Origin of the sequence: Micromonospora sp. NPDC051196, from assembly GCF_040682415.1 — a bacterium.
In the GTDB taxonomy this organism is placed as follows: Bacteria; Actinomycetota; Actinomycetes; order Mycobacteriales; family Micromonosporaceae; genus Micromonospora.
On sequence record NZ_JBFBAY010000008.1, the window covers coordinates 117132 to 141177 of the forward strand.

At 72.3% G+C, this 24046-nt stretch carries 19 protein-coding genes; 12 read left to right on the forward strand and 7 right to left on the reverse strand.

Annotated features, from left to right (window positions below; translation table 11 throughout):
• Positions 1-21 precede the first annotated feature (21 nt).
• The 4 genes from nth to AB0M35_RS17450 all read left to right on the forward strand — a co-directional run bounded on the left by nth (position 22) and on the right by AB0M35_RS17450 (position 3435).
• Entirely contained in the window at positions 22-831 is an 810-nt protein-coding gene (gene nth / locus AB0M35_RS17435; protein ID WP_363746713.1) for an endonuclease III, read from the forward strand.
• Entirely contained in the window at positions 828-1463 is a 636-nt protein-coding gene (locus AB0M35_RS17440; RefSeq protein ID WP_363746393.1) for a TlpA disulfide reductase family protein, read from the forward strand. The genes nth and AB0M35_RS17440 overlap by 4 nt, the downstream gene beginning before the upstream one ends.
• 13 nt (positions 1464-1476) lie before the next feature.
• Entirely contained in the window at positions 1477-2193 is a 717-nt protein-coding gene (locus AB0M35_RS17445) for a CoA pyrophosphatase (protein ID WP_363746395.1), read from the forward strand.
• Between the two features lie 63 nt (positions 2194-2256).
• Entirely contained in the window at positions 2257-3435 is a 1179-nt protein-coding gene (locus AB0M35_RS17450) for a MarP family serine protease (RefSeq protein ID WP_363746397.1), read from the forward strand.
• A gap of 3 nt (positions 3436-3438) precedes the next feature.
• Here AB0M35_RS17450 and AB0M35_RS17455 read toward each other — a convergent pair whose 3' ends face one another.
• The 3 genes from AB0M35_RS17455 to eccCa form a co-directional block, all read right to left on the reverse strand.
• Positions 3439-4125, reverse strand: coding sequence for a phosphatase PAP2 family protein (locus AB0M35_RS17455; RefSeq protein WP_363746714.1), 687 nt, complete (start codon positions 4123-4125; stop codon positions 3439-3441).
• A gap of 144 nt (positions 4126-4269) precedes the next feature.
• Positions 4270-5523 (reverse strand): type VII secretion-associated serine protease mycosin, encoded by a 1254-nt coding sequence (gene mycP / locus AB0M35_RS17460; protein WP_363746716.1) that lies wholly within the window; start codon positions 5521-5523, stop codon positions 4270-4272.
• Positions 5524-5665: 142 nt separating this feature from the next.
• On the reverse strand, positions 5666-9616 hold the full coding sequence (gene eccCa, locus AB0M35_RS17465) for a type VII secretion protein EccCa (protein ID WP_363746399.1): 3951 nt from the start codon (positions 9614-9616) through the stop codon (positions 5666-5668).
• A gap of 100 nt (positions 9617-9716) precedes the next feature.
• Between eccCa and eccD the strand changes: the two genes are divergently transcribed.
• Positions 9717-11114 carry a type VII secretion integral membrane protein EccD gene (gene eccD, locus AB0M35_RS17470; RefSeq protein WP_363746401.1) on the forward strand — a complete coding sequence of 466 codons (1398 nt, stop codon included), beginning with the start codon at positions 9717-9719 and terminating at the stop codon, positions 11112-11114.
• Positions 11115-11142: 28 nt separating this feature from the next.
• Here eccD and AB0M35_RS17475 read toward each other — a convergent pair whose 3' ends face one another.
• Entirely contained in the window at positions 11143-11649 is a 507-nt protein-coding gene (locus tag AB0M35_RS17475; RefSeq protein ID WP_013736295.1) for an inorganic diphosphatase, read from the reverse strand.
• Between the two features lie 152 nt (positions 11650-11801).
• Here AB0M35_RS17475 and dacB point away from each other — a divergent pair, with 152 nt between their 5' ends.
• The 3 genes from dacB to tilS are packed head-to-tail and all read left to right on the forward strand — an operon-like array spanning position 11802 to position 15659.
• Positions 11802-13535, forward strand: coding sequence for a D-alanyl-D-alanine carboxypeptidase/D-alanyl-D-alanine-endopeptidase (gene dacB / locus AB0M35_RS17480; protein WP_363746403.1), 1734 nt, complete (start codon positions 11802-11804; stop codon positions 13533-13535).
• 56 nt (positions 13536-13591) lie between these two features.
• On the forward strand, positions 13592-14659 hold the full coding sequence (locus AB0M35_RS17485; RefSeq protein ID WP_363746405.1) for a zinc-dependent metalloprotease: 1068 nt from the start codon (positions 13592-13594) through the stop codon (positions 14657-14659).
• A gap of 10 nt (positions 14660-14669) precedes the next feature.
• On the forward strand, positions 14670-15659 hold the full coding sequence (tilS, locus tag AB0M35_RS17490; RefSeq protein ID WP_363746407.1) for a tRNA lysidine(34) synthetase TilS: 990 nt from the start codon (positions 14670-14672) through the stop codon (positions 15657-15659).
• Positions 15660-15661: 2 nt separating this feature from the next.
• Here the strand turns inward: tilS and AB0M35_RS17495 are convergent, their stop codons facing one another.
• Positions 15662-16624, reverse strand: coding sequence for a helix-turn-helix domain-containing protein (locus tag AB0M35_RS17495; protein WP_363746409.1), 963 nt, complete (start codon positions 16622-16624; stop codon positions 15662-15664).
• A 152-nt stretch (positions 16625-16776) separates the two neighbouring features.
• Between AB0M35_RS17495 and AB0M35_RS17500 the strand changes: the two genes are divergently transcribed.
• The 4 genes from AB0M35_RS17500 to folE all read left to right on the forward strand — a co-directional run bounded on the left by AB0M35_RS17500 (position 16777) and on the right by folE (position 20647).
• The gene (locus AB0M35_RS17500) at positions 16777-16914 is read left to right on the forward strand and encodes a hypothetical protein (RefSeq protein WP_363746411.1); all 138 of its coding nucleotides are present in this window, start codon (positions 16777-16779) and stop codon (positions 16912-16914) included.
• 99 nt (positions 16915-17013) lie between these two features.
• Complete coding sequence (gene hpt / locus AB0M35_RS17505; protein WP_363746413.1) at positions 17014-17589, forward strand: hypoxanthine phosphoribosyltransferase; 576 nt, start codon at positions 17014-17016, stop codon at positions 17587-17589.
• Between the two features lie 344 nt (positions 17590-17933).
• Positions 17934-19949: an ATP-dependent zinc metalloprotease FtsH gene (ftsH, locus tag AB0M35_RS17510; RefSeq protein ID WP_363746415.1), complete on the forward strand. Its 2016-nt coding sequence runs from the start codon at positions 17934-17936 to the stop codon at positions 19947-19949.
• 38 nt (positions 19950-19987) lie between these two features.
• On the forward strand, positions 19988-20647 hold the full coding sequence (gene folE, locus AB0M35_RS17515; RefSeq protein ID WP_363746718.1) for a GTP cyclohydrolase I FolE: 660 nt from the start codon (positions 19988-19990) through the stop codon (positions 20645-20647).
• Between the two features lie 54 nt (positions 20648-20701).
• Here folE and AB0M35_RS17520 read toward each other — a convergent pair whose 3' ends face one another.
• Positions 20702-21421, reverse strand: coding sequence for a hypothetical protein (locus AB0M35_RS17520; RefSeq protein WP_363746417.1), 720 nt, complete (start codon positions 21419-21421; stop codon positions 20702-20704).
• Positions 21418-23973 carry an FtsK/SpoIIIE domain-containing protein gene (locus AB0M35_RS17525; protein ID WP_363746418.1) on the reverse strand — a complete coding sequence of 852 codons (2556 nt, stop codon included), beginning with the start codon at positions 23971-23973 and terminating at the stop codon, positions 21418-21420. Before AB0M35_RS17525 ends, AB0M35_RS17520 begins: the two co-directional genes overlap by 4 nt.
• Between the last annotated feature and the right edge of the window lie 73 nt (positions 23974-24046).

Sequence of the window (24046 nt, forward strand, 5' to 3'; positions counted from 1 at the left end):
GGCGTACGCGTGCCGGCGGCAGTGTCGTCGGGGCGACGTAGGCTGGCCGTCGTGACCAGAAGTGCCACCGAGACCGACCTCGGACGTACCCGGCGGGCGCGACGGATCGGCCGCGTGCTGACCGAGACGCACCCCGACGCGCACTGTGAGCTCAACCACAACAACCCGCTGGAGTTGGCCGTCGCCACCATCCTGTCGGCGCAGTGCACGGACAAGAAGGTCAACGAGGTCACCCCGAAGCTTTTTGCCCGCTACCCGAGCGCCGCCGACTACGCCGGGGCGGATCGGGCCGAGATGGAAGAGCTGATCCGACCCACCGGGTTCTACCGCAACAAGACCAACTCGCTGATCCAGCTCGGTCAGACGCTGGTGCAACGCTACGACGGTCAGGTGCCCGGCCGGCTGGTCGACCTGGTGACGCTGCCCGGGATCGGCCGCAAGACCGCCAACGTCATCCTCGGTAACGCCTTCGACGTGCCCGGCATCACCGTCGACACGCACTTCCAGCGGCTGGTGCACCGCTGGGGGCTCACCTCGGAGATCGACCCGGTCAAGATCGAGCACGCGATCGGGGCGATGTTCCCCAAGCGCGACTGGACCATGCTGTCGCACCGGATCATCTTCCACGGCCGGCGGGTCTGCCACGCCCGCAAGCCCGCCTGCGGGGCGTGCACGTTGGCGAAGCTCTGCCCGTCGTACGGCACCGGGCCGACCGAGCCGGCGGCCGCGGCGAAGCTGCTCAAGGGGCCCCGGGCCCGTGACCTGGCGGTCGCCGCCGGGATCGACCCGGAACTGGTGCCGGTGCAGGCGGTCCGGGCGGAGGCGCCATGACCCGTCGGCTCGCCCTGCTCGCCCTGCCGCTGCTGCTGGTGGCCACCGCCTGCACTGCCGACACCGAGACGCCCGCACCCGGTCGGCAGGATCCGGCCGCCAGCCGGCCGTCGCCGTTCGCCGACTGCGCCACCTTGACCAGCGCGCCGGACGGCGCGGGTGACGACGGCGTACCGGACGGCTCGGCCGACGACCGCCCGGCAGGCGGTAGCCGACTGCCCGAGCTGTCCCTGACCTGCTTCACCGGCGGCGCACCGGTCGCCCTGCGGGACGTACGCGGTCCAGCAGTGATCAACATCTGGGCCTCGTGGTGCCCGCCCTGCCGTAAGGAACTGCCCGCCTTCCAACGACTGAGCCAACGCGCCGACGGACAGCTGCGGGTGATCGGGGTGAACACCCAGGACAGCCGCGCCGCCGCCCAGTCCATCGGCGAGGATTTCGGCGTACGGTTCCCGATGCTGGTCGACCAGGGGAAGGCGCTGCAACGGGAGCTGCGCCGCAACGCCTTCCCGATGACCGTGTTCCTGGACGCCGACGGGCAGATCCGGCACATCGACACCTCGGGCGCGCTGGACGACGCCAACCTCACCGAACTCGTCCAGCAGCACCTCGACATCGCGGTCAAAGCGTGAGCGAGGTGTCGCGATGAGTCAGCCGCCGGAGACCGCCAGCGCCCGGCGTGCCGCGCCGGCCTGGCTGCAACCGCTGCTGGTCCGGCTCGGCACCGCCCGTATCGAGGACTTCACCCAGCTGCGCACGCCTGAGCACGGCGGCCGGGAAAGCGCCGTGCTGGTGCTGCTCGGCGAAGGTGAGACCGGCCCGGACGTGCTGGTCCTACAGCGGGCCGCGACGCTACGCAATCACGCCGGCCAGCCGGCGTTCCCCGGCGGGGCCGCCGACCCGGAAGACGCCGACGCCGCCGCGACCGCGTTGCGTGAGGCCAACGAGGAGGTCGGCCTCGACGTCAGCAGCGTGACCCTGCTGACCGAGCTGCCCCGACTGTGGATCCCGGTCAGCGACTTCGTGGTGACCCCGGTGCTGGCCTGGTGGCACGCCCCGCACCCGGTGCACCCCCGGGAACCGGCCGAGGTCGCCCACGTCGCCCGGCTGCCCATCGCCGAGCTGGTCGATCCGGAGAACCGGGTTCGGGTACGCCATTCCAGCGGCTGGATCGGCCCGGCGTTCTCCGTACGCGGGATGCTGGTCTGGGGATTCACCGCCGGGGTGTTGTCCGTGTTGCTGGACATGGGCGGATGGAGCCGGCCGTGGCCCCGCAACCGGGTGATCGAACTCCCGCCGACCGGGGCGACACCCGCGCCCTCGGCCGGAACGGACGACGTCGACGAGAGTGCGGTGCGCTGATCTGACGGTCACCTTCCGCTAGTGATCGTCATTCCGTGAGCCTTCGGCCCGTACGCTTGAGCCGTGTCGGCCGTGGATCTCGTCCTGCTCATGCTCATGCTCGTGTTCGCGATCAGCGGATACCGACAGGGTTTCGTCATCGGGGTGCTGTCGTTCTCCGGGTTCTTCCTGGGCGCCCTGATCGGGCTCCAGATCGGGCCGATGTTCGCGCAGCAGTTCGTCGACAGCGGCACTCGGGTGCTGGTCTCACTGGTCGCCATCTTCGGACTGGCCGTGGTCGGTCAGGCGCTCGCCGGCTGGCTCGGGTCGCACCTGCGCCGCACGATCAACAGTGACGTGGCCCGGCGGGTCGACGATGTCGGCGGCGCCTTCGTATCGCTCTTCGCCGTGCTGCTGGTCGCCTGGCTCGTCGCGGTGCCGCTGGGCTCCTCGTCGCTGCCCTGGCTGGCTGCTTCGGTACGCAGCAGTGCCCTACTCAACGTGGTCGACCAGGTGTTGCCCGACCAGGCGCAGCAGCTCTCCACCGCGCTACGCGACACCGTCGACACGAACGGGTTCCCGGACGTCTTCGACGGCCTGCGGCGTACTCAGGCCCGGCAGGTCGAACCCCCCGACCCGGCGCTGGCCGGCTCCGAGGTGGTGGCCAGCGGTCAGCGTTCCGTGGTCAAGGTGCTGGGCTCCGCCCCGAGTTGCTCCCGCCGCATCGAGGGTTCCGGTTTCGTGTACGCCGACGACCGGGTGATGACCAACGCACACGTGGTCGCCGGCACCCGTTCGGTGGCGGTGGAGCTGCGCGGCGACCGGTACGAGGGCGAGGTCGTCGTCTACGACCCGGACCGCGACCTGGCCGTGCTGTATGTTCCCGGGCTGCCCGGCCCCTCCATGCGGTTCGCCGCCGGCAACGCGTCCACCGGCGCGGATGCCATCGTGCTCGGCTTCCCGCTGGACGGGCCGTACAACGCCCAGTCGGCACGGGTCCGCGACGTCGACCGGATCACCGGACCGGACATCTACTCCTCGGGCAACGTGACCCGGGAGATCTACACGATCCGGGCGCTGGTGCGCAGCGGCAACTCCGGCGGGCCGCTGGTCTCCTCGAACGGCCTGGTCCTCGGGGTGATCTTCGCTGCGGCGGCGGACGACCCGAACACCGGCTTCGCGGTCACCGCCGCCGAGGCACGTCCGGTGGCGTTGGAAGGCGCGCAGCGGACCCGAGGCGTCGACACCGGCGAGTGCACCTGACGATCAACGCTGCGATGCCGGTTGTCGACCTTCGGCCGGCGGCCGAGGCCACACCCCCGAAGCGGCGGTGGTGGCGGTGACCACCGTCAACCCGAGCAGCCAGCCGGCCAGCACGTCACTGCTCCAGTGCACGCCGAGGGCGACCCGGCTGAACCCGGTGACCAGCGCGATCGACAGTGCGCCGAGCCAGACCGCCGCGCGGGCCACCGGCTCGGCCCGGTTCACCGGCTGACCGGCCCGCGCCGGGACGGGCAGCCGAGGCAGGAACACCACGACGAGCACCCCGGCGGCGAGCATCGCGTTCAGCGCGTGCCCGGACGGGAAGGCCAGTCCGGGCGCCTCCGCCACGGGCTCCGGCAGCGCCGGTCGCGCTCGGCCGACCAGCAGCTTCAGCAGCGGCCCGAGCAGACCGCCGACCACCATGGTCGTGACGACCCAGACCGCGAGCCGTCGAGCGCCTCGATGCACCAACCAGAGCACCAGGGCCAACGCTGCGGCGCGCAGCGGCATCGGCGCGAAGGCGTCGGTCCACACGCTCATCACCCGGACCCAGAGCGGGTGGGCGACGGCGTACCCGTGCAGGTGTTCGGTGACCGACACGTCGAGCCGGTGCAGCGGCGGCCAACCGCCCAGCACCAACCCGGCGAGCAGGGCGAACGGCAGGAACGGCAGCAGGCTGACGGTCGGGATGCGGCTCGGCCGCGACCCGGGAACCGGCGGCAGGCTCAGGTCCCGCCACGAGGGCGACGGGGCGCTGCGCCGATTGCTGTCCACGGCGATGGTTGTACCCGTAAGCGGAGGCGGGTACCGGGCATCGGACGGATTCGTCGACGGTCAGCGGTGCGACTGCCGGAAGCGGCGCACCATGAGCAGGGCCCCGGTCAGCAGGGCGACGAGGATCGCCGACCCGGTCCAGAGTCGCTCCGACCCGGCGTCATCCTGCGCGCCGGCGGCCCGGGCCCGCCAGCGGGTCTCCTGCTGCGGCCCGGTGAGGCTGAGTTGGTCGGCGTCCGGATCGTCCGTCGGGACCGAGCCCGGTGCCGGGCCGAAACCGGTGACCCCCGGCGCCTCGTTGTCGTCCAGCGGATTGTGCTGCACCAACGGCACGTCCGCGGTCAATGCCGCGATCGGGTCGACCAGCCCGTAACCGAAGCGGTCGTCACGACCGGTGGGGCCGATGTCCTTCGCGGTGACCAGCAGCCGGTTCACCACGTCGCCGGCGGACATCTGCGGATAGCGGGACCGGACCAGGGCGGCGGTGGCGGCGACCAGTGGTGCCGCGAAGCTGGTGCCCTGCACCCGCCAGTACCCGGTGGGGGGACGAGCGCCGACGAGGCCGCTGGCGGGCGCGGTCAGGACGGTGGCCCGGCCGGTGATCGCGCCGCTCCACAGGTTGTTGCTGGCCCGCTCCAGGCCGGAGACCGCGATCACGCCCGGCTCGCGGGCCGGATACCACACCTTTGCGTCCGGTGAGGTGGCCAGATTGCCGGTACAGGCGACGACCACCACGTCCCGGGCGAAGGCGTAGTCGATGGCGGCGGCCAGCGCCGGGCTGTCCCCGCTGCCACCGAGCGACAGGTTGATCACCTGGGCGCCGTTGTCGACCGCCCACCGTACGCCCTGGGCGACGATCAGGGCGTCGTCGTAGCGGTTCTCCTCGTCGAGGACCCGTACCGGCAGGATCCGGGCGTCCGGGGCCAGCCCCACCACGCCCTGACGATCGTCGTTGCGCCCGGCGATGAGCCCCGCCACGGTCGTGCCGTGCCCGACCGGATCCGGCTCAACCGCCCCGTCCGGCGAGACCAGGTCGATCCCGGGCAGCACCCGCCCGATCAGATCCGGATGGGAACCGTCCACCCCGGAATCGATGACCGCCACGGTCACACCCCGGCCGGTCGACGTGCGCCACGCGATCTGCGCGCCGAGTCTGTCGAGCTGCCACTGTTCGTCGCGGATCTGGTCGGCGCGGTCGGTCACGTCCCCGGGCGCGTACGCCACCGGCACGGCGAGGGCCGGGCTGACCGGCACGGCGGCGGCCGGCACCACCGCGACGACAGCCGACACCGCAGTGGCCGCCGTGGCGAGCATCGCCCGACCGGCCAACCGCCGGGGCCCCGGCGGGCCGCTGTGCCGCACCCTGGTCACATTCTCAGCCGTTCGTCGCAGCAGACATGACGATCGGAGATTACCGGTTCCGTCCCGTTTCCAGGGACGTTCGGTGGACTCCACGTCACTGTGGCGGCAAGTACGCGAGTTGGACCAGGCGGATGCCCTCCCGACGGGTGAACAGCCGGCCGCGTCCGGCCGGTAGCGGACCGGGTCGGACCGGCCCCACCAGGGCGCCTTCGTCCGGGCTGCCCGACATCACCAGGCCCGAGGTGGACAGTTCGCGCAGCCGCTGGACGACCGGCTCGTACTGGGCCCGGCCGGCGCCACCGGAACGGCGGACCAGCACCAGGTGCAGCCCCACGTCCCGGGCGTGCGGCAGATGCTCTTCAAGTGACCGCAGTGGATTCGCCGGGCCACTGGCCACCAGGTCGTAGTCGTCGACCAGGACGAACAGCTCCGGGCCGGACCACCACGACCGGTCGCGCAGTTGGGCCGGGCTGACCTCGGGGCCGGGGATGCGGCCCTGCATGTAGCCGGCGGCGGACTCGACCACTTCGGCGGTGTGCGCGGCGGCGGTGCCGTACCCGATCAGATGCGGTGTCTCGATGACGCCGAGCAGGCTGCGCCGGTAGTCGACCAGGATCACCCGGGCCTGTTCCGGGGTGAACCGGGTGATGATCGTGGTGGCCAGGGCGCGCAGGAACGACGACTTGCCGCACTCGGCGTCGCCGTAGACCACGAAGTGCGGCTCGGTGGTGAAGTCGAGGACGACCGGGCGCAGGTCCGCCTCGGCGATCCCGACCGGGATGCGCAACCCGGTGGCGGCGTCGAAATCCAGGTCGGCGTACGGCAGCACCGCCGGCAGCAGCCGCACCCGGGGTGCGGCCGGGCCGGACCAGGCCCCGTTGACCTCTTTCACCAGTGCGGCGGTGTCCGAACCGGTGGACTGTGGCAGCGCGGTGAGGAAGTGCAGACTCGCGGCGGTGACGCCCCGACCCGGGTTCTGCTCCGGCACGTCCGCCGCAGCCCGCCGGGCGACCAGCGAATCGGACGGATCGCCGAGGCGCAGCTCCAACCGGGAGCCGAACAGGTCTCGGATGGCCGGGCGGAAGTCCAACCAGCGCACCGCGGTCGCCACCACATGCAGGCCGTACGACAGGCCACGGGTGGCGAGATCGGTGATCAGCGGTTCCAGGTCGTCGTACTCGCCCCGCAAGGTCGCCCAGCCGTCGACGACGAGGAAGACGTCACCGAACGGATCGTCGCCGGGCGCACCGGCGGCGAGTTGGGCCGCACGTCGCTGCCGCCAGGCGGCCATCGACTCGACCCCGGACTCGGCGAAGGCGCGTTCCCGGTCCGCCAGCAGGGTGGCCATCTCACCCACCGTCCGACGTACGCCGGTCGGATCGGCCCGCCCGACCACCCCACCGACGTGCGGCAGGTCGCGCACCGCAGCCAACCCGCCGCCGCCGAAATCGAGACAGTAGACCTGCACCTCGGCCGGAGTGTGGGTGAGCGCCAGTGCACAGATCAGCGTACGAAGGGCGGTTGACTTGCCGCTCTGCGTACCGCCGACCACCGCCACGTGGCCGGCGGCGCCGTCCAGTGCGAGCCAGAGCAGGTCGCGGCGCTGCTCGTACGGCTTGTCGACCACCGCCACCGGCACCTGGAGGGCGCCGTGCAGTTCCGGATTGCCGAACGTCAGGCCCCGGTCGGGATCGGTCGTGAGCGGTCCGACCAACTCGTCCAGGGCAGGTGCGCCGTCCAGCGGCGGCAGCCACACCTGATGGGCCGGCGGCCCCTGCCCGGCGAGCCGGCCGACCAGCAGGTCGAGCAGGGTCTGGCCGTTCTCCTCGTCCGGCTCGGCGGTGACGGCCGGTACGGGTGGCTGCGGAGCGGGTGTGAAGTGGGTGGAGAAGGCGATCAGCCGGGGCCGTTCCGGGCTGGCCGACGAAGCCGCCGCTCCCCGTCGACGAACCGGCCCGGAGACGTACGCGGCCTTGAAACGCAGCAACGGCTCGGTGCCGAAGCGCAGGTAGCCGTGCCCCGGCGAGCGGGGCAGTTCGTGGGCGTCCGGCACCCCGAGCACGGTGCGGGACTCCAGCGAGGAGAAGGTACGCAGACCGATCCGGTACGACAGGTGGGTGTCGAGACCCCGCAGCCGCCCCTCCTCCAGACGCTGGCTCGCGAGCAGCAGGTGCACGCCGAGGGACCGGCCCAGCCGGCCGATCTGGACGAAGAGGTCGATGAAATCGGGCTTGGCCGAGAGCAGTTCGGAGAACTCGTCACAGATCAACAGCAGGGACGGCAGTGGGGCCAGCGGGCTGCCGGCCGCTCGGGCCCGTTCGTAGTCGCGCAGACTGGCGAAATTGCCGGCCCGGCGCAGCAGCTCCTGCCGGCGTACCAACTCGCCGTTGATCGCATCGACCATGCGGTCGACCAGTGGCAGCGCGTCAGCCAGGTTGGTGATCACGGCTGCGGTGTGCGGCAGCCGGTCGAAGGAGGCGAACGTCGCTCCGCCCTTGAAGTCGACCAGCACGAAGTTGAGCTGCTCCGAGGAGTGGGTGGCGGCGAGCCCGAGCACCAACGTACGCAGCAACTCGGACTTGCCGGAGCCGGTGGCACCGATGAGCAGCCCGTGCGGACCCATGCCGTCCTGCGCCGACTCCTTCAGGTCCAGCTCGATCGCGCCGCCGTCGACGCCGACACCGATCGGCACCCGCAGGCGCTCACGTGCCGACCGGGGGATCCAGCCCTGCTCGGCGGTGAAGCCCGTCGGGTCGCCGATGCCGAGCAGCTCCGGCAGCCCCGGCTCGACACCGGGTACCGCGTCCTTGCCGCCCGTGACGGCGGCCAGGCGTAACGGCGCCAGCCGGCGGGCCACCGCCTCGGCCTCGGCGATGCTCAGGGTGTCGGCGGTGCCGACCTCGGCGGCCTCGTCCGCCGAGTGTGAATACAGCCGGCCGCCGCGCATCTGCAGCAGCAGCGCGAACCGGTCCAGCAGTCGGGGTGGCGGAGTGTCCAGATCGATCAGGGTGACCGCGTCGATGCCGCCGTCACCCGCCAACTCGGTGGCGCCGGTGAGGTCGCCGCCGTCCAGCACGACGACCAGGTGCGGCCCGTCGGTGGCGGGCCCGGCCGGGCTGAACCGGGAGCGGCTGGCCAGCACCTCGTCGAGCAGTCGCTCCAACTCCACCGCCGAACTGGTCACCAGTCGTACCGGGCCGAGGGCGTCGCTGCGCGTCGGGTGCTGGACGTGTGGCAGCCACTTGGTCCACTCCCAGAGGTTGCGCCGTTCCGGCCCGGCACAGACGGCGATGAGAAGTTCGTCCGGGGCGTGGAACACCGCGAGCTGGGTGAGCATCGCCCGGACCAGGGCCTGCGCGGTGGGCGAACCGGTGTTCGCGGCCGGTGTGCCGCGGACGAACACCCGGGCGAAACTGCGCAGCGACAGCGCCACCGGCAGGTCGGGCACCACCGAGTACGCGTCGAGGAACCGGCGTAGCGCGCCGGCCGTCATCGGTTCCAGCTCCTCCAACGGACGGGTCACCGGCGGGACCAGCGGCGTGGCCAGGGTCTGCGGCCCGACCGCGACCCGTACCACGGCGAAATCCGGGTCGACGGGTCGCCGCTCCCACACCCGGTGGCTGTCCACCGTCGACCAGAGCAGCCCCGGGTCCGGGTGGCGGTAACAGAGCCCGGCCCGCTGCCGTGCCGAGGCCTGCCGCACCTGGCGCCGCAACGTCGCCAGGTGTCGCAGGTACTCCCGGCGGGCCGCCATCATCTCGGACTTCCTCGGGCTGCCCGAGGCGCTGCCCCAGGAGGTGACCAGCATGGCCAGCGAGGAGAGCCCGAACATGGCGCCCACCACGTACGAGTAGGCGCCGCCGCCCCGGCCGAACATCATCGCCATGGCGACGGTGCCGCCCAGCATCGGCAGCACCATCAACATCTGGTGCCAGCGTCCACCGGTGCCGGCGGGGATCTCCGGTGGCGCCTCCACCGGCAGCTCGCCCACCGGGATCTGCGGTGCCGGACGCCGGGGTGGCCGCCGGATGACGACAGTGGACACTCGACCTCCTGACCGCGCTCGGTAACCCGAAGCTGGCTCATCGTAGGTAAAGTCCTCACGTTCGCGCAGCCGTCGCCCCGCTCATCATGGAGGTCGGTCGATGACAGTCGGGCTGACCCGGATCACCGTCAGCGCGCCCCAACGGCGGGTCGACGTGGCCCTGCCGGAGCAGGTGCCGCTCGCCGAACTGCTGCCGGAAGTGCTACGCCACGCGGGCGAAGGTTTGGCCGACGACGGGGAGCGCCACGGCGGATGGCTGCTGCGACGGGCCGACGGCACGGTGCTGACAGCCGGGCAGGCCCTGCTCGCCCAGAGCGTCCGCGACGGGGAGGTGCTGCACCTGGTGCCGGCCAGCGTGCAGTGGCCGGAACTGGAGTACGACGACGTGGTCGAGGCGATCGCCGACGGTGCCCGACGTCGCGGTGGTGCCTGGTCGCCCGCCGCCACCCGGGCTGCCGCGTTGGGCGCAGCGGCCGTTCCGCTCGCTGTCGGCCTGCGCGCCCTCCTCGCGGGCGGCCCGGGTCATCCGGCCGGTTGGCTCGCGGCGAGCCTGATGGCGGCGCTGCTCGTGTTGGCGGGCACGGTGCTGTCCCGGGCGCAGGGAGACGGCCAGGCCGGGGCCATCCTCGGCGGGTACGCGCTGCCGTTCGCGGCGGCGGCCGGCGCCCTCGCCGTCGGCTCGGGCGATTCGGTCGGTCCGTTCGGCCCGCTGCGCTGGATCGGCGCCCCGGAGCTGTTGGCCGCCTCGGTGGCGCTGCTGCTGGCCTCGGTGCTCGGGTTGTTCGGGGTGGCCTCCCGGTTGCGGATCTTCGTGGCAGGGGTGGTGGTCGGCGCAGTCGGCGTGCCGGTCGCGCTCGGCGGGCTGTGGCTCACCCCGGCCGGTATCGCGGCCGTGTTGCTCTGCGTGCTGGCCTTCGGGATCGGGGCCATCCCCCTGCTGGCCATCCGGTTGGGCAAGGTTCCGTTGCCGCCGATCACCCTGCCCACCGGTGCGCCGGACGACCCGGACGGGGTGCGGGACCTCCCGGACCGCAGCCGGGTGTACGCGGCGGTGGCACGCACCGAGGAGATGCTGACCGGGATGCTGATCGGGCACGGCCTGCTGGCGGGGGTCGCCGCGTTGGTGCTCAGCGGCTCCGGTACGGCCGGCCGGCTGCTCGTCGCGGTGAGCGCGGCGGTGCTGCTGCTGCGCGCCCGTCTGTTCGTGGCCGTACGCCACCGGGTGCCACCCGTGCTCGCCGGCCTGGCCGGGTACGTGCTCCTCGGCGCGGACCTGGCCGGCGGGGCGGGGGAGCGCGGTCAGCTGGTCCTGGCAGCCGGCGGCCTGCTGGTCGCCCTGTTGGTCGTGGCCGGTGGCACCACGTACGCCCGTCGCCCGGTGTCCCCGTACCTCGGTCGGCTCGCCGACCTCACCGACACCGCGTTGGTGGTCTCCGTGGTGCCGATCGCCTGCGCCGTGCTCGGCCTCTACGAACAAGCCCGGGGCCTGCTCGGCTGAGCAGGACCCGGGCTGTCGGATGCGTCCGTCAGTGCGTGGACTCGCCGCGCTCGGCGGCCTCCCGGGCCCGCCGGTACGACGCCTGGATCTCGGCCTCGGCCTCGGTACGCCCCACCCAGGTCGCGCCCTCGACCGACTTGCCCGGCTCCAGGTCCTTGTACACCTCGAAGAAGTGCTGGATCTCCAGCCGGTCGAACTCGCCGAGGTGGTGGATGTCGCGCAGGTGCTCCTGGCGCGGGTCCTCGTACGGCACGCAGAGGACCTTGTCGTCGCCGCCCTTTTCGTCGGTCATCCGGAACATGCCGATGGTGCGGCAGCGGATCAGGCAGCCCGGGAAGGTCGGCTCGGGAACCAGCACCAGCGCGTCCAGTGGGTCGCCGTCCTCGCCCAGGGTGCCCTCGATGAAGCCGTAGTCGGCCGGGTACTGCGTGGAGGTGAAGAGGGTGCGGTCCAGCCTGATGCGGCCGGTCACGTGGTCCACCTCGTACTTGTTGCGGTGACCTTTCGGGATCTCAACCGTGACGTCGAAATCCATCTGCACGCTCCTCGTTCGCCCACGCTGGCTTGACGGAACCGGCGGCCGCACCCCGGACAGGCGAATACCCGCCCGCCGACTCCGGCCGCCGCATAGTCTTCGGACCGAAGTAGTGTCACCCAGGCCGGATCCGGGTGGGGGAGGAGGGGGTCGTGGGGAGGGAAGATTCACACTATCGACCCGACGGTGCAGGTGACGGCGTTTCCCGCCAACCGCCCACCAAGCCGGCGGCCGGGCGGGTGCCGGTGCCGGAAGCGCAGATCCTCCGGCCGCAGCCGGCCACCCCGACCAGTCCCGCCGCCGGGTCCGGGCTGGATCCGGCGGAACGGACCCAGCCCTTGACGGTCGGCGCCGCCGCGGGCCCGACCATGGCGGCCGGCCCGCCGTCGAGCGGGCCCATCGGAAGTACGCCGAACGCTCCGTCCGGCGTACCCCCGGAGCCGCCCCAGCCGGCGCCGCGCCGCCGGCTGCCGATACTCCTCGCCGCCGTGCTGGTCCTGGTGCTGGCCGTGGTGGGGCTGGTCGTGGTGCGTCCCGGTCCGGTCGAGCGGTGGCTGGCCGACGACCCCGCCGCACCCAGCGCCGAACCGGCGGAGCCGTCGCCGGTCGCTGTGCTGGCCGGCACCGACATCGCCGCGCCGATGCCCGACACCGATGGGCTGCGAGCCGTGCTAGATCCGCTGATCGCCGACACCGCGCTCGGCGGCCGGGTCAACGTGGCGGTGACCGACGCGCTGACCGGGCAGCAGTTGTTCGAGCGGGGTGGCGGGGCGGGCACCGTGCCGGCGTCGGTGACGAAGCTGTTGACCGCGGTGACCGTACTCACCGCCCGGGGCCCCGGCTATCGGATCCCGACAAAAGCCGTTTCCGGCATGCAACCGGGTGAGGTGGTGCTCGTCGGCGGCGGGGACCCGACGTTGGCGGCGGACGCCAAGGGCTTCTATCCCGGCGCCGCCAGCCTGAAAGACCTCGCCGAGCAGGTACGTACCGCGATGGGCGGGACCGCGCCGACCCGGGTCGTCGTCGACTCCTCGCTCTATTCCGGTCCCGAGTTGGAGCCGGGCTGGGACGACGACATCCCCACCGGCGGATACGGCGCCCCGATTACCGCGCTGATGCTCGACGGTGCGCGCAAGGACCCGAAGGCCGGCCAGGGTTGGGCCGAGCGGGTCACCCAGCCGGACCTCACCGCCGGCCGAACGTTCGCCCGGCTGCTCGGCGTACCGGAGAGCGCGGTGCGCGGCGGCACCGCTCCGGCGCCGCCGACCGAGGCCACCGGTGCGCCGGCCGGCACCACCACCGGCCCCGGTGCCGAACTGGGGATGGTGCAGTCGCCGCCCCTGATCCGGTTGGTCGACATCATGATCAGCGAAAGCGACAACATCGTCGGCGAGGCACTGGCCCGCCAGGTCGCCCTGACGCGCGGCCGTCCGGCCTCGTTCGCCGGTGCCGCCTCGGCGATGACCGACGTGCTGTCCGACCTGGGCCTGCCGACCGGGGGCCTGGCCCTCGCCGACGGCAGTGGCCTGTCCCGGCGGAATCTGATCAGCCCCACCTTGCTGACCGAACTGCTGGCCCTTGCGGCCAGTCCGGACCGCCCCGAACTCGGCGGCATCTTCGGTGGACTCCCGGTCGGCGGCTGGTCGGGCACCCTGCGGGACCGTTACGGCTCGGTGCCCGGCACCGCCGCCGGGGCCGGGACGGTCCGCGCCAAGACCGGCACGTTGACCGGGGTGCATGCCATCGCGGGGGTGGTGACGACGGCTGAGGGCCGGCCGCTCACCTTCGCCGTGCTCACCGACCGGGTGCCGGCGGACGGGATGGAACCGGCTCGCGGGGCACTCGACCGGATCGCCGCCGCCCTGGCCACCTGCGGCTGCCGCTGACCCGTACCGCCGCCGAGGGCGTGGACGGGTGTTCCGGCGCGGGTACGGTGGGTGGCATGGCGCAGTTCGTGGACTGGGATCTGGCCGTCGCGACCGCGGGGGCTCTGGGCAAGACGGGCCCCCGGGTGTCGTACGACGAGGCCACCGAGGTGGTTGCCGACCTGCGCCGGTTGACCGACGAGGCGGCCGGGCACGTCGCCGACTACACCGGTCTCACGTCGCAGGTGGCCCATCCGCCGGTGCGGGTGGTCGACCGGCGGGACTGGGCCGCCACCAACATCGCCGGCCTGCGCGAGGTGATCACACCGCTGGTCGGTCGGCTGGCGCCGGACAAGCAACCAGGTGCACTGACCGAGGCGATCGGGTCCCGGGTCACCGGGGTTCAGGCGGGCACCGTGCTGGCGTACCTGTCCGGCCGGGTGCTCGGCCAGTACGAGGTCTTCTCGGCCGACCCGGGCCAGTTGCTGCTCGTCGCGCCGAACATCGTCGAGGTGGAGCGCAAGTTGCAGGCCGACCCCCGCGACTTCCGGCTCTGGGTCTGTCTGCACGAGGTGACCCACCGGACGCAGTTCACTGCCGTGCCGTGGATGCGGGGCTACTTCCTCGGTGAGGTGCAGGCGTTCGTGGACGCCGCGCAGGGCGGGGAGCACCTGCTCGACCGGCTGCGCCGGGGTGTCGGCACCCTCGCCGACGTGGTTCGCAACCCGCAGAGCCGGTCCAGTGTGCTGGACATCGTGCAGACCCCCGGGCAGCGGGCGGTGCTGGACCGGTTGACCGCGTTGATGACCCTGCTGGAGGGGCACGCCGAGTTCGTGATGGACGGCGTCGGCCCGCAGGTCATTCCGAGCGTCGAGCGGATCCGGGCCGGGTTCAACCGGCGCCGGGAGGCCGGCAACCCGGTCGAGAAGACCGTCCGCCGGTTGATCGGCATCGACGTCAAGATGCGGCAGTACGCCGAGGGCCGCAAGTTCGTGCACGCGGTGGTCGACCGGGTCGGCATGGCCGGCTTCAACCGGATCTTCGAATCGCCGCTGACCCTGCCCCGCCTGACCGAGTTGAGCGAACCGGACGCCTGGGTGGCGCGGGTTCACGGCCCGGTCGGGCCGGTACCGCCCGCAGACTGAGGCGGCGCCGATGGCCGCGATCTCCCCGCCGGTCGCCGCGATCCGGGTCGCGGTTCGCCGCGCGCTGGCCGAACTGTCGGCGGACGGGCCGGTGTTGGTCGCCTGTTCCGGAGGCGCCGACTCGCTCGCCTTGGCTGCCGCCGTCGCGTTCGTGGCGCCCCGAGCAGGCCGAGCCGCCGGTCTGGTGACGGTCGACCACGGTTTGCAGACCGGGTCGGCCGAGCGGGCCGAGACGGTGGCCCGCTGGGCGGAACAGGCCGGTCTGACCCCCGTGGAGGTGGTCCGGGTCGAGGTCGCCGGCCGGGGCGGGGGTCCCGAGGCGGCGGCCCGCGAGGCCCGCTACCAGGCGCTGGTCGAAGTGGCCCGGCGGCATCGCGCCACCGCCCTGCTAACCGGTCACACCCGCGACGACCAGGCCGAGACGGTGCTGCTCGCGCTGGCCCGGGGCGCCGGCCCGCGCGGGCTGGCGGGAATGCCGCCGCGCCGGGATCTGGACGGAGTGTCCCTGGTGCGGCCACTGCTGGAGATCAGCCGTGGGCAGACCCGGGCGGCGTGCGCGGCGCTGCGCCTGACGCCGTGGGAGGACCCGCACAACCTCGACCCCGCGTACGCCCGTTCCCGGGTTCGGGCCGAGGTGTTACCGGCGTTGGTCCAGGCCCTCGGCCCCGGTGTCCTCGACAACCTGGCCCGCACCGCCCGACTGGCGGCGGCGGACAACGCCGTGCTGGACGAGTTGGCGACCGAGGCGCTGCTCGCGGCACGGCATCCCGACGGTGGGCTGGCCACCAAGACCCTGGCCGACCTGGCCGGCGCGGTACGCGGCCGGGTGCTGCGCACCTGGGCCCACGAGTTGGGCGCGTCGCCGGCCGCGCTTTCCCACCGGCACATCGCCGCGCTCGACGCCCTGGTCACCGCCTGGCGGGGCCAGGGCGCGGCGTACCTGCCGGGCGGAGTGCGGGTGGTACGCCAGGCCGACCGCCTGCTGTCGGCGCCCCGCTGAGGTCAGCCGGTGGGGACGCGATCGCGGAAGGTGACCCGGTAGGCGTTCGGGGTGGCACCGACCCGGCGGGTGAAGTGGTGGCGTAGGGCGGCGGCGTTACCGAAGCCGGCCCGGTCGGCGACCTCGTCCACGGTCAGCCCGGTCTCCTCCAGCAGCCGCCGGGCCAGCAGGATCCGCTGGTTGGTCAGCCAGTCGTGCGGGGTGGTGCCCGTCTCGGCGCGGAACCGGCGGGCGAACGTGCGCGGCGCCATGCCGGCCCGGGCGGCCAGCTCGTCGACCGTGAGCTGCTGGTCCAGCCGACCGATCAGCCACTCCAGCACCGGCTCCAGGGTCGGGGCCTCCGGTGCCTTCGCGATCGGCGCCTCGACGTACTGGGACTGTCCGCCGTCGCGGTGCGGTGGCACCACCATCCGCCGGGCCAGCCGGGTGGCGGTGGCCGAGCCGTGCTCCTGGCGTACCAGATGCAGGCAGGCGTCGATGCCGGCCGCGGTGCCCGCGCTGGTGATCAGCCGGCCGTCCTGGACGTAGAGCGAGTTGCAGCGGACCCGCGCACTCGGATGCCGGCGTTGCAGTTCGTCGACGTGCCGCCAGTGGGTCGTGCACTCCCGGCCGTCGAGCAGGCCCGCCTCGCCCAGCAGGTATGCCCCCGTACACACGCTGAACAGGTACGCCCCGCGCTCGGCGGCCCGGCGCAGCGCGTCATGCACCGCGCGGGGCGCGGCGGTGTCGCCGTGGTGGGCAGGGACCGCCACCAGGTCCGCCTCCTCGACCGGTGCGAGGTCGGCGTTCGGCACCAGCTGGAAGCCGGCGGAGGTCCGCACGGCGACGCCCTGCGGGCTGCACACGTCGAACCGGTAGCCGGGCAGGCCGTCGGCGGTGCGGTCGGTGCCGAACACCTCGGCCAGTACACCCAGCTCGAACGGAGCGACGCCATCCAGCACGAGTACGGCCACCGAGTGCAGCATGTGACGAGGGTAACCCGGCCGGTGGCGGAAAATCGAGGATGGGTGGCATTGCTGCCACTGTTCGACCTGTGGTGTGACGCGCAGACTGATGGATGTCCGGTGCGCACCGGCGGCGACAAACCACCAGCAATCCTGTGAAAGCGAGCGCCGCCATGGAGTTCCTTTTCGTGCTGTTCCTCCTGCTCTCCCTCGCCGCAGCCTCGGCCGCCGGCCTGACCACCGACAGCCGCGACTCGGCCGACTGGAAGCCGTCGGACGGAGGTCGTCGATGGCGATCCCGCCCCTGCTGAGGTGATTGGTCGGCTTCGTCGGAAAACCCCGGCCGGGGTCGCCCCACAAAGGGGCGGCCCCGCCGACAACCCACCCAGGGCGTACGGCAGGCTAGGGTCATGGCTGACGGCTCCTGGTACGACGCCGACATCGACCACGTGATCATTTCCGAGGCACAGATCCGCGAGAAGACCGCGGAACTGGCCAAGCAGGTCTCCGCGGACCACGCCCACGTCACCGACGGGCTGCTGCTCGTCTGCGTGCTCAAGGGGGCGGTCATGTTCATGGCCGACTTCGCCCGGGCGCTCGGCCGACAGGGTCCGCCCGCGGAGTTGGACTTCATGGCCATCTCCTCGTACGGGCAGGGCACCACCTCCTCCGGCGTGGTGCGCATCCTCAAGGACCTCGACCGGGACATCGCGGGCCGGCACGTCGTCGTCGTGGAGGACATCGTCGACTCCGGGCTGACCCTCTCCTGGTTGCTGCGTTACCTGGAGTCCCGCTCGGCGGCCAGCGTCGAGGTGGTCGCGCTGTTCCGCAAGCCGGACGCGGTCAAGGTGACGGTGCCGGTCAAGTACGTCGGCTTCGACATCCCGACCGAGTTCGTCGTCGGATACGGTCTCGACTTCGGCGAGCGGTACCGCGAGCTGCCGTACGTCGGCGTACTCAAGCCAGAGGTGTACGCCCGCTCCTGACCGGCCTGCGGCTGGTCCGGTGCTCCGGCCCGGCCCGGTCGCCACCCCGTACGACGTACAGCCGGCTTTCAGCTGTTCGGGCTACCGTTGAGCACGGTGGTGGGGAGCTCCGCTCCCGGCCACGCCGGTCGACTCCCAGGTTCGCCGTGCGCGTAAGTGCTGGGCTCGCCAGCTCACATCCGTCTCGCACGGTGTACCGTCGAATGACCGTGGCGCGGCAATTCGCGCCTCGGGGTCGAGGCCGGCCCGCACGGCGGCTACGGCAGCCGCCCCGGCGGCGACACCCAACAGTCGGTCAGGACGTCGATCAGGAGGATGCGGGCGTCTCGGCGCTCGACAAAAGCATGGAACGTACGCGTTTCTTCCGCCGACCGGTGTTCTGGGTCATCCTGGTCATCCTCGGCGCTGTCGTGCTCAGTCAGTTGTTCACCTCTGGTCCCAGCTACCACCGGGTGGACACGTCAGTCGCGCTCGACCAGCTCAACAAGGGCGGCATCGAGAAGGTCGTGTTCCAGGACAAGGAACAGACGATCCAGCTCGAGCTCGCTCAGGAGGCCGAGTTCGGCAAGACCACCACCAAGCTGATCGAGGCCCAGTTCCCGTACGAGGTCGGCAACGAGGTCTGGAACCAGATCCTCGATGCCAAGGCGAACAACCGGGTCACCGGGCCGGCCGACACCGAGGTGTCGTCCGACAGCATCTGGGTCAGCCTGCTGGTCAACCTGCTGCCCATCGTGCTGCTCGTGCTGCTGCTGCTGTTCTTCATGTCGCAGATGCAGGGCGGCGGCTCCCGGGTGCTCAACTTCGGCAAGTCCAAGGCGAAGATGATCACCAAGGACACGCCGAAGACCACCTTCGCCGACGTGGCCGGTGCCGAGGAAGCCGTCGAGGAACTGCACGAGATCAAGGACTTCCTGCAGAACCCGGGCAAGTACCAGGCGCTCGGCGCGAAGATCCCGAAGGGCGTACTCCTGTTCGGCCCGCCCGGTACCGGTAAGACGCTGCTCGCCCGGGCGGTCGCCGGCGAGGCCGGGGTGCCGTTCTACTCGATCTCCGGTTCCGACTTCGTGGAGATGTTCGTCGGTGTCGGTGCCAGCCGGGTCCGCGACCTGTTCGAGCAGGCCAAGGCGAACGCCCCGGCGATCGTCTTCGTCGACGAGATCGACGCCGTCGGTCGGCACCGTGGCGCCGGCATGGGCGGCGGCCACGACGAACGCGAGCAGACCCTCAACCAGCTGCTCGTCGAGATGGACGGCTTCGACGTCAAGGGCGGCGTCATCCTGATCGCCGCCACCAACCGGCCGGACATCCTCGACCCGGCGCTGCTGCGCCCGGGCCGGTTCGACCGGCAGATCCCGGTCGACGCCCCCGACATGGAGGGCCGCAAGGCCATCCTCCGGGTGCACGCCAAGGGCAAGCCGTTCACCCCGGACGTCGACCTCGACTCGGTGGCCAAGCGGACGCCGGGCTTCAGCGGCGCCGACCTGGCCAACGTGATCAACGAGGCGGCCCTGCTGACCGCCCGGAAGGACCAGCGGGCGATCAGCAACGAATCGCTGGAGGAGTCGATCGACCGGGTGATCGCCGGCCCGCAGCGGCGTACCCGGGTGATGAGCGACCAGGAGAAGAAGATCACCGCGTACCACGAGGGTGGACACGCGCTGGTCGCCTGGGCGCTGCCGCACGCCGCGCCGGTGCACAAGGTGACGATCCTCTCGCGCGGTCGATCCCTGGGGCACACCCTGGTGCTGCCCACGGAGGACAAGTACACCCAGACCCGCGCCGAGATGATCGACACCCTGGCGTACGCGCTGGGCGGGCGGGCCGCCGAGGAACTCGTCTTCCACGAGCCCACCACCGGTGCCGGCAACGACATCGAGAAGGCCACCGCACTGGCCCGCGCGATGATCACGCAGTACGGCATGAGCTCCAAGCTCGGTGCGATCAAGTACGGCACCAGCGGCGACGAGCCGTTCCTCGGCCGCAACATGGGCCACGAGCGGGACTACTCCGACGTCGTAGCCGCCGAGATCGACGGCGAGATGCGGGCCCTGATCGAGCGGGCCCACGACGAGGCCTGGGAGATCCTGGTCGAGTACCGGGACGTCCTGGACAACATCGTGCTCGAGCTGATGGAGAAGGAAACCCTCTCCACCGCCGACATGGCCCGGATCTGCGCCCGGGTGGTCAAGCGGCCGCCGATGGCCCCGTACAACGGCTTCGGCAAGCGTCAGCCCTCCACCGAGCCGCCGGTACTCACCCCGGCCGAGAAGGAGGCGCTCAAGGTGCAGGCCGAGGCCGACGGGGCGCAGGCCACCGTCGGCAGCCCGAACTCCAACAACTCGGACGGCCCGCACTGAGCACCAACGACCCAGCGGCCAGCCCCCCGCAGCGGGGGCTGGCCGCCTCATCCACAGAACCCGACGACACCCTCGACTACATCGCCGCGCGGTTGATCAACGGTCGGCTGACCGGGCGACCGGTCGAGGAGATCGTCGACCTCGCCCGGATCGAGAAGGCGGTCCGCGAGATCCTCATCGCGGTCGGCGAGAACCCCGACCGGGACGGACTCCAGCAGACTCCGGCCCGGGTGGCCCGCGCCTACGCCGAACTCTTCGCCGGCCTGCGGGTCGACCCGGCCACGGTGCTCACCACTACCTTCGAGGCCAACCACGAGGAACTCGTGCTGGTCCGGGACATCGACGTGATGAGCCTCTGCGAGCACCACCTCCTGCCGTTCCGGGGCAGCGCGCACATCGGCTACATCCCCGGCCCGGACGGGCGGATCACCGGCCTGTCCAAGCTGGCCCGCCTGGTCGAGGTCTACGCCCGCCGGCCGCAGGTGCAGGAACGGCTCACCTCGCAGATCGCCGACCTGCTGATGGACCGGCTGGCACCGCGCGGGGTGGTGGTCGTACTGGAATGCGAGCACATGTGCATGGCCATGCGCGGCATCCAGAAATCCGGCGCCAAGACGATCACCTCGGCGGTACGGGGCACCCTCCAGCGGGACGCCAAGTCCCGGGCCGAGGCGATGGCACTCATCCACCACCGCTGACCGCACCTCCGGCGGCCCCCCGCCGGTCTGCGGTCTGCCGTCCAGCCGAGCAGGTCAGGCGGCCAGCATGCCCAGCACGATTCCGGCGGTGACGACCACCGCCGGAATCAGGCAGGCCAGGGCGCCGAACCGGGGAGTCCGGTCCACCCGTTCCCCGGGCTGGGCCGGAAACAGCCGGGCCACCGCCAGCCAACCCACACCGAACGCGACCGCCGGCCCCGGCAGCCCCACCACCAGGGCCAGGATCGTCACCGGGCCGGTGCCGGCAGTCAGATACACCGCGATCAGAAGCAGCGGAACCAGCAGCGCCAGCGGACCGTACACCAGCAGGTTGCGTGGTCGAGGCGACCAGTGCGCCACCCGGGACAGGCCACGCGCGGCGAGGACGTCGTCGACCCCGTACGCCCAGCGTCGGGCCTCCCGCAACGCGGCAAGCACCGCCGCCGGACCGCCGGACATCGACCGGGTCGCCTCCGACAACTCCGGTGGCGTCGGCGCCAGCGAGATCGGCGGTACGCCCAGCTCACACAGCCGCGCCTCCTGTGCCGCCAACCGGGTGCGCACCGCGACCAACTCGTCCCGAGCCGCCTGGACGGTACGCGCCTGTTCACTCGCGGCGGTCGCCGCGTCGCGGCGTACCCCGTCCAGTTGGCGGGCGGCGGCCAGATAGTCCGACCACACGGCCGGCACGGCACCCTCGGCCGCGGGCGGCGGTGCGGCCGTCCGCTGCCGACCGGGGCGGATCGCCGTGCTCCCTGCCTGGCTGATCGTCATGCCTGCTCCCCGTCCTCCGGCACGTCGTACGGCACCAACACGACCCCCCGCTCACCCGGGCCGTCCCAGAGCAGCACCCGATCAGGGCGAGGCCGCCACTCCACCGGCCGCCCGAAGACCGGCGTGAGCTGAGCGCCCGGTACGCCCGCCACCGCCACGGCGGTCAACTTGTCGACCGTCTCCTCCGCAGCGATCAGCGCCGCGAACGACGGCACCGTACGCCACCAGCCCAGCAGGTGCTGCCCGGCCGGCGGTCCCTCGCACAGCAACATCCGCAGTCGAGCCGGTGGCAGGTGCTCCGGCGGTGCCACATCCAGCCCGAACACCACCAGATAGGCCGCAGCCCCGGCGTCCAGCACATCGACCAGCCCGGCCAGGTCGACTGTCTCGACCGGATGCCGCGCGGCCAACTCGGTGGCCAGCGCGTCGGCCATCGGCCGGGCCTCGGCGTCCGGTGCGGCGATCACGAACCGGGCCGTACCTGGCGGGTGGTGGGCTGCGGTACTCCGGGCGGCCATGGTCAGCAGCCGGCTGCCCTCCGGTCGCGGACCCAACACCGCGAGATTACGCCCGGCAGCCGGCCCGAGCGGCACCGTCGCGGTGGTACGCGCGACATCCAGCGCCCGCCCCAACAGCGCCGCCGGCGCCAACGCCCGCCCGGCAAGAGCCGACCGGTAACGGGGATCGTTGCCCAGCAGCGGACGGGCATAACCGGCGAAGACCACCGGTGGAGCGGCGCCCTGCGTACGGGCCGACCAGAGCCGGTGACGGAGCCCCTCCACGACCTCCGGCTCATCGTGCGGATCGGGGAACCGGACCATCCGCTCATGGCCCCGGATCGCACCCCGAGGCCCACCCAGGCCACCGGCGGTGTTGACCACCGCGCTGCCGGCTGGCAGCCCGGCAGCCGAGTCGTTGGTCGGTTCCAGTACCGCCCCGCCCCCGGGCAAAGCCACCCGGACCGGGAACTGGCCGAGCAGCGGATCCCGCTGCCCGCCCTCGCTCCGTACGCCCAGACCCAGGTCAGCCTCACCAGCGAGGACCAGATGCACGCCGTGCAGGCGACCGGTCCTGGTCAGCACGTCCAACCGGGCGGCGACGTCGGCGGCCAGCCGATCCCGCTCGGTGAAGAGCAACGGCAGATTGTCCACCACGCACACGATCCGGGGCAGCGGACGGTGCTGCCGTAGTTCCGCGAAACGCTGCCCACCCGTGCGGGCGGAGGCCTCGGCGCGTCGCTGGACCTCGACCGTCAGCTGATCGAACAGGTCGAGCACATACTCCCGGTCGGCGGCCATCGCTGCCGCGCGTACGTGCGGAACCCAGGACCGGTCGCGCTCGGTCTGCAAGAACTCCGCGAAGGACTCGCCCTCGCCGAGATCGACCAGATACAACGACAACTCGTCCGGGCCGTACCGGGCGGTGAGACCGAGTAGCGTGGTGGTCAGGAAGGTTGACCGGCAGGCCCGCGACCGGCCGCTGACCAACCAGTGCGGCGTCAACTCGGTGAAGCCGAGGGACACCGGTCGACCGCCGGCGTCACCGACCGTGGTGCTCATCCCCTCGGTTGCGTCCGCCTGCCACAACTCGTCCTCGACCGGTGGCAACAGGCTGGCCAGGGGCAACCGGGTGCCGGCCTCGACCTGCGCGGCGAGCCGGCGGCAGACGACCTCCACCAGCTCGGCCGGTGGGTCCGGTTCGACGAACACCGGCGAGTTCAACCCGCCGTCGGAGCCTGGGGCGGCAAAGGCGGCACCGGGCGCATCGCCGAGCAGCGCGTAAGCGGTGCGCATCGCCAGCGGGGTGGCCCGGGGCAGCGGAGCACGATCCTCAACCGGCCATCCCGCCACCACCAGATGCAGCCCGGTGGCCGGCCCCTGCTCGGCAAGGGACTCGATCCGCGCCAGCTCACCGCCCCCGGTCCGCTCGGGCAATCCGGCGAGCACCAGCAGCAGCAACCGGTCATGCCGGCGCGGGCCGGACGAGCCCGGCGCCACCCATCGCTCCGCCTCGTCGAGCACGGCCCGTAGCCCGGTGACGTCCGTGGTGGGCGGGGACAGCAACCCGGCATCACCGAGCGCCCCGAACGGCGCCAGCACGTCCCCGGTCACGTCCACAGCCCGTACCAGCAGTGTCCCTGCCGGTGTCGCCGCCACCAGCCGCAGCACCATCGCCCGCAGCAGCCCGGCCACCCGCGGATCGTGCGCGTCGGCGTCCACCGTCAGGTGACCGGTGCCGAGCAACGGCACCAGGGCGGGGAAGCGGGCGTCGTCCAGCGGCGCGGCGGTGCCAACCCGGACGAAGGGCGGCGGGACCTCCCCGGCGCGGGTCGTCGGCTCGATGCCGTCCAGCGCGCTGCCCGCCCAGCCCGGCGCGAGCACGGCGGCTGCGGTACGCAACCTTTCGGCCAGCGCGTACTGACGGCGCTGGTCCGCTGGGGCCGGGCGGGTGTCGTCGAGGCTCGCGGCGGCGGCTGCGACCGTCGCGGCGGCTCGCCGGTGCAACGCGGCGGCGCGGACTGCCCGTGCCTTTGGACCGCCCACCGTGACCACCTCCTCCGCCCGAGGTCGGCACCCACTCGTCGAGCAGACACGACGGTATCCCAGCGACCGCCGGACCCCTGGG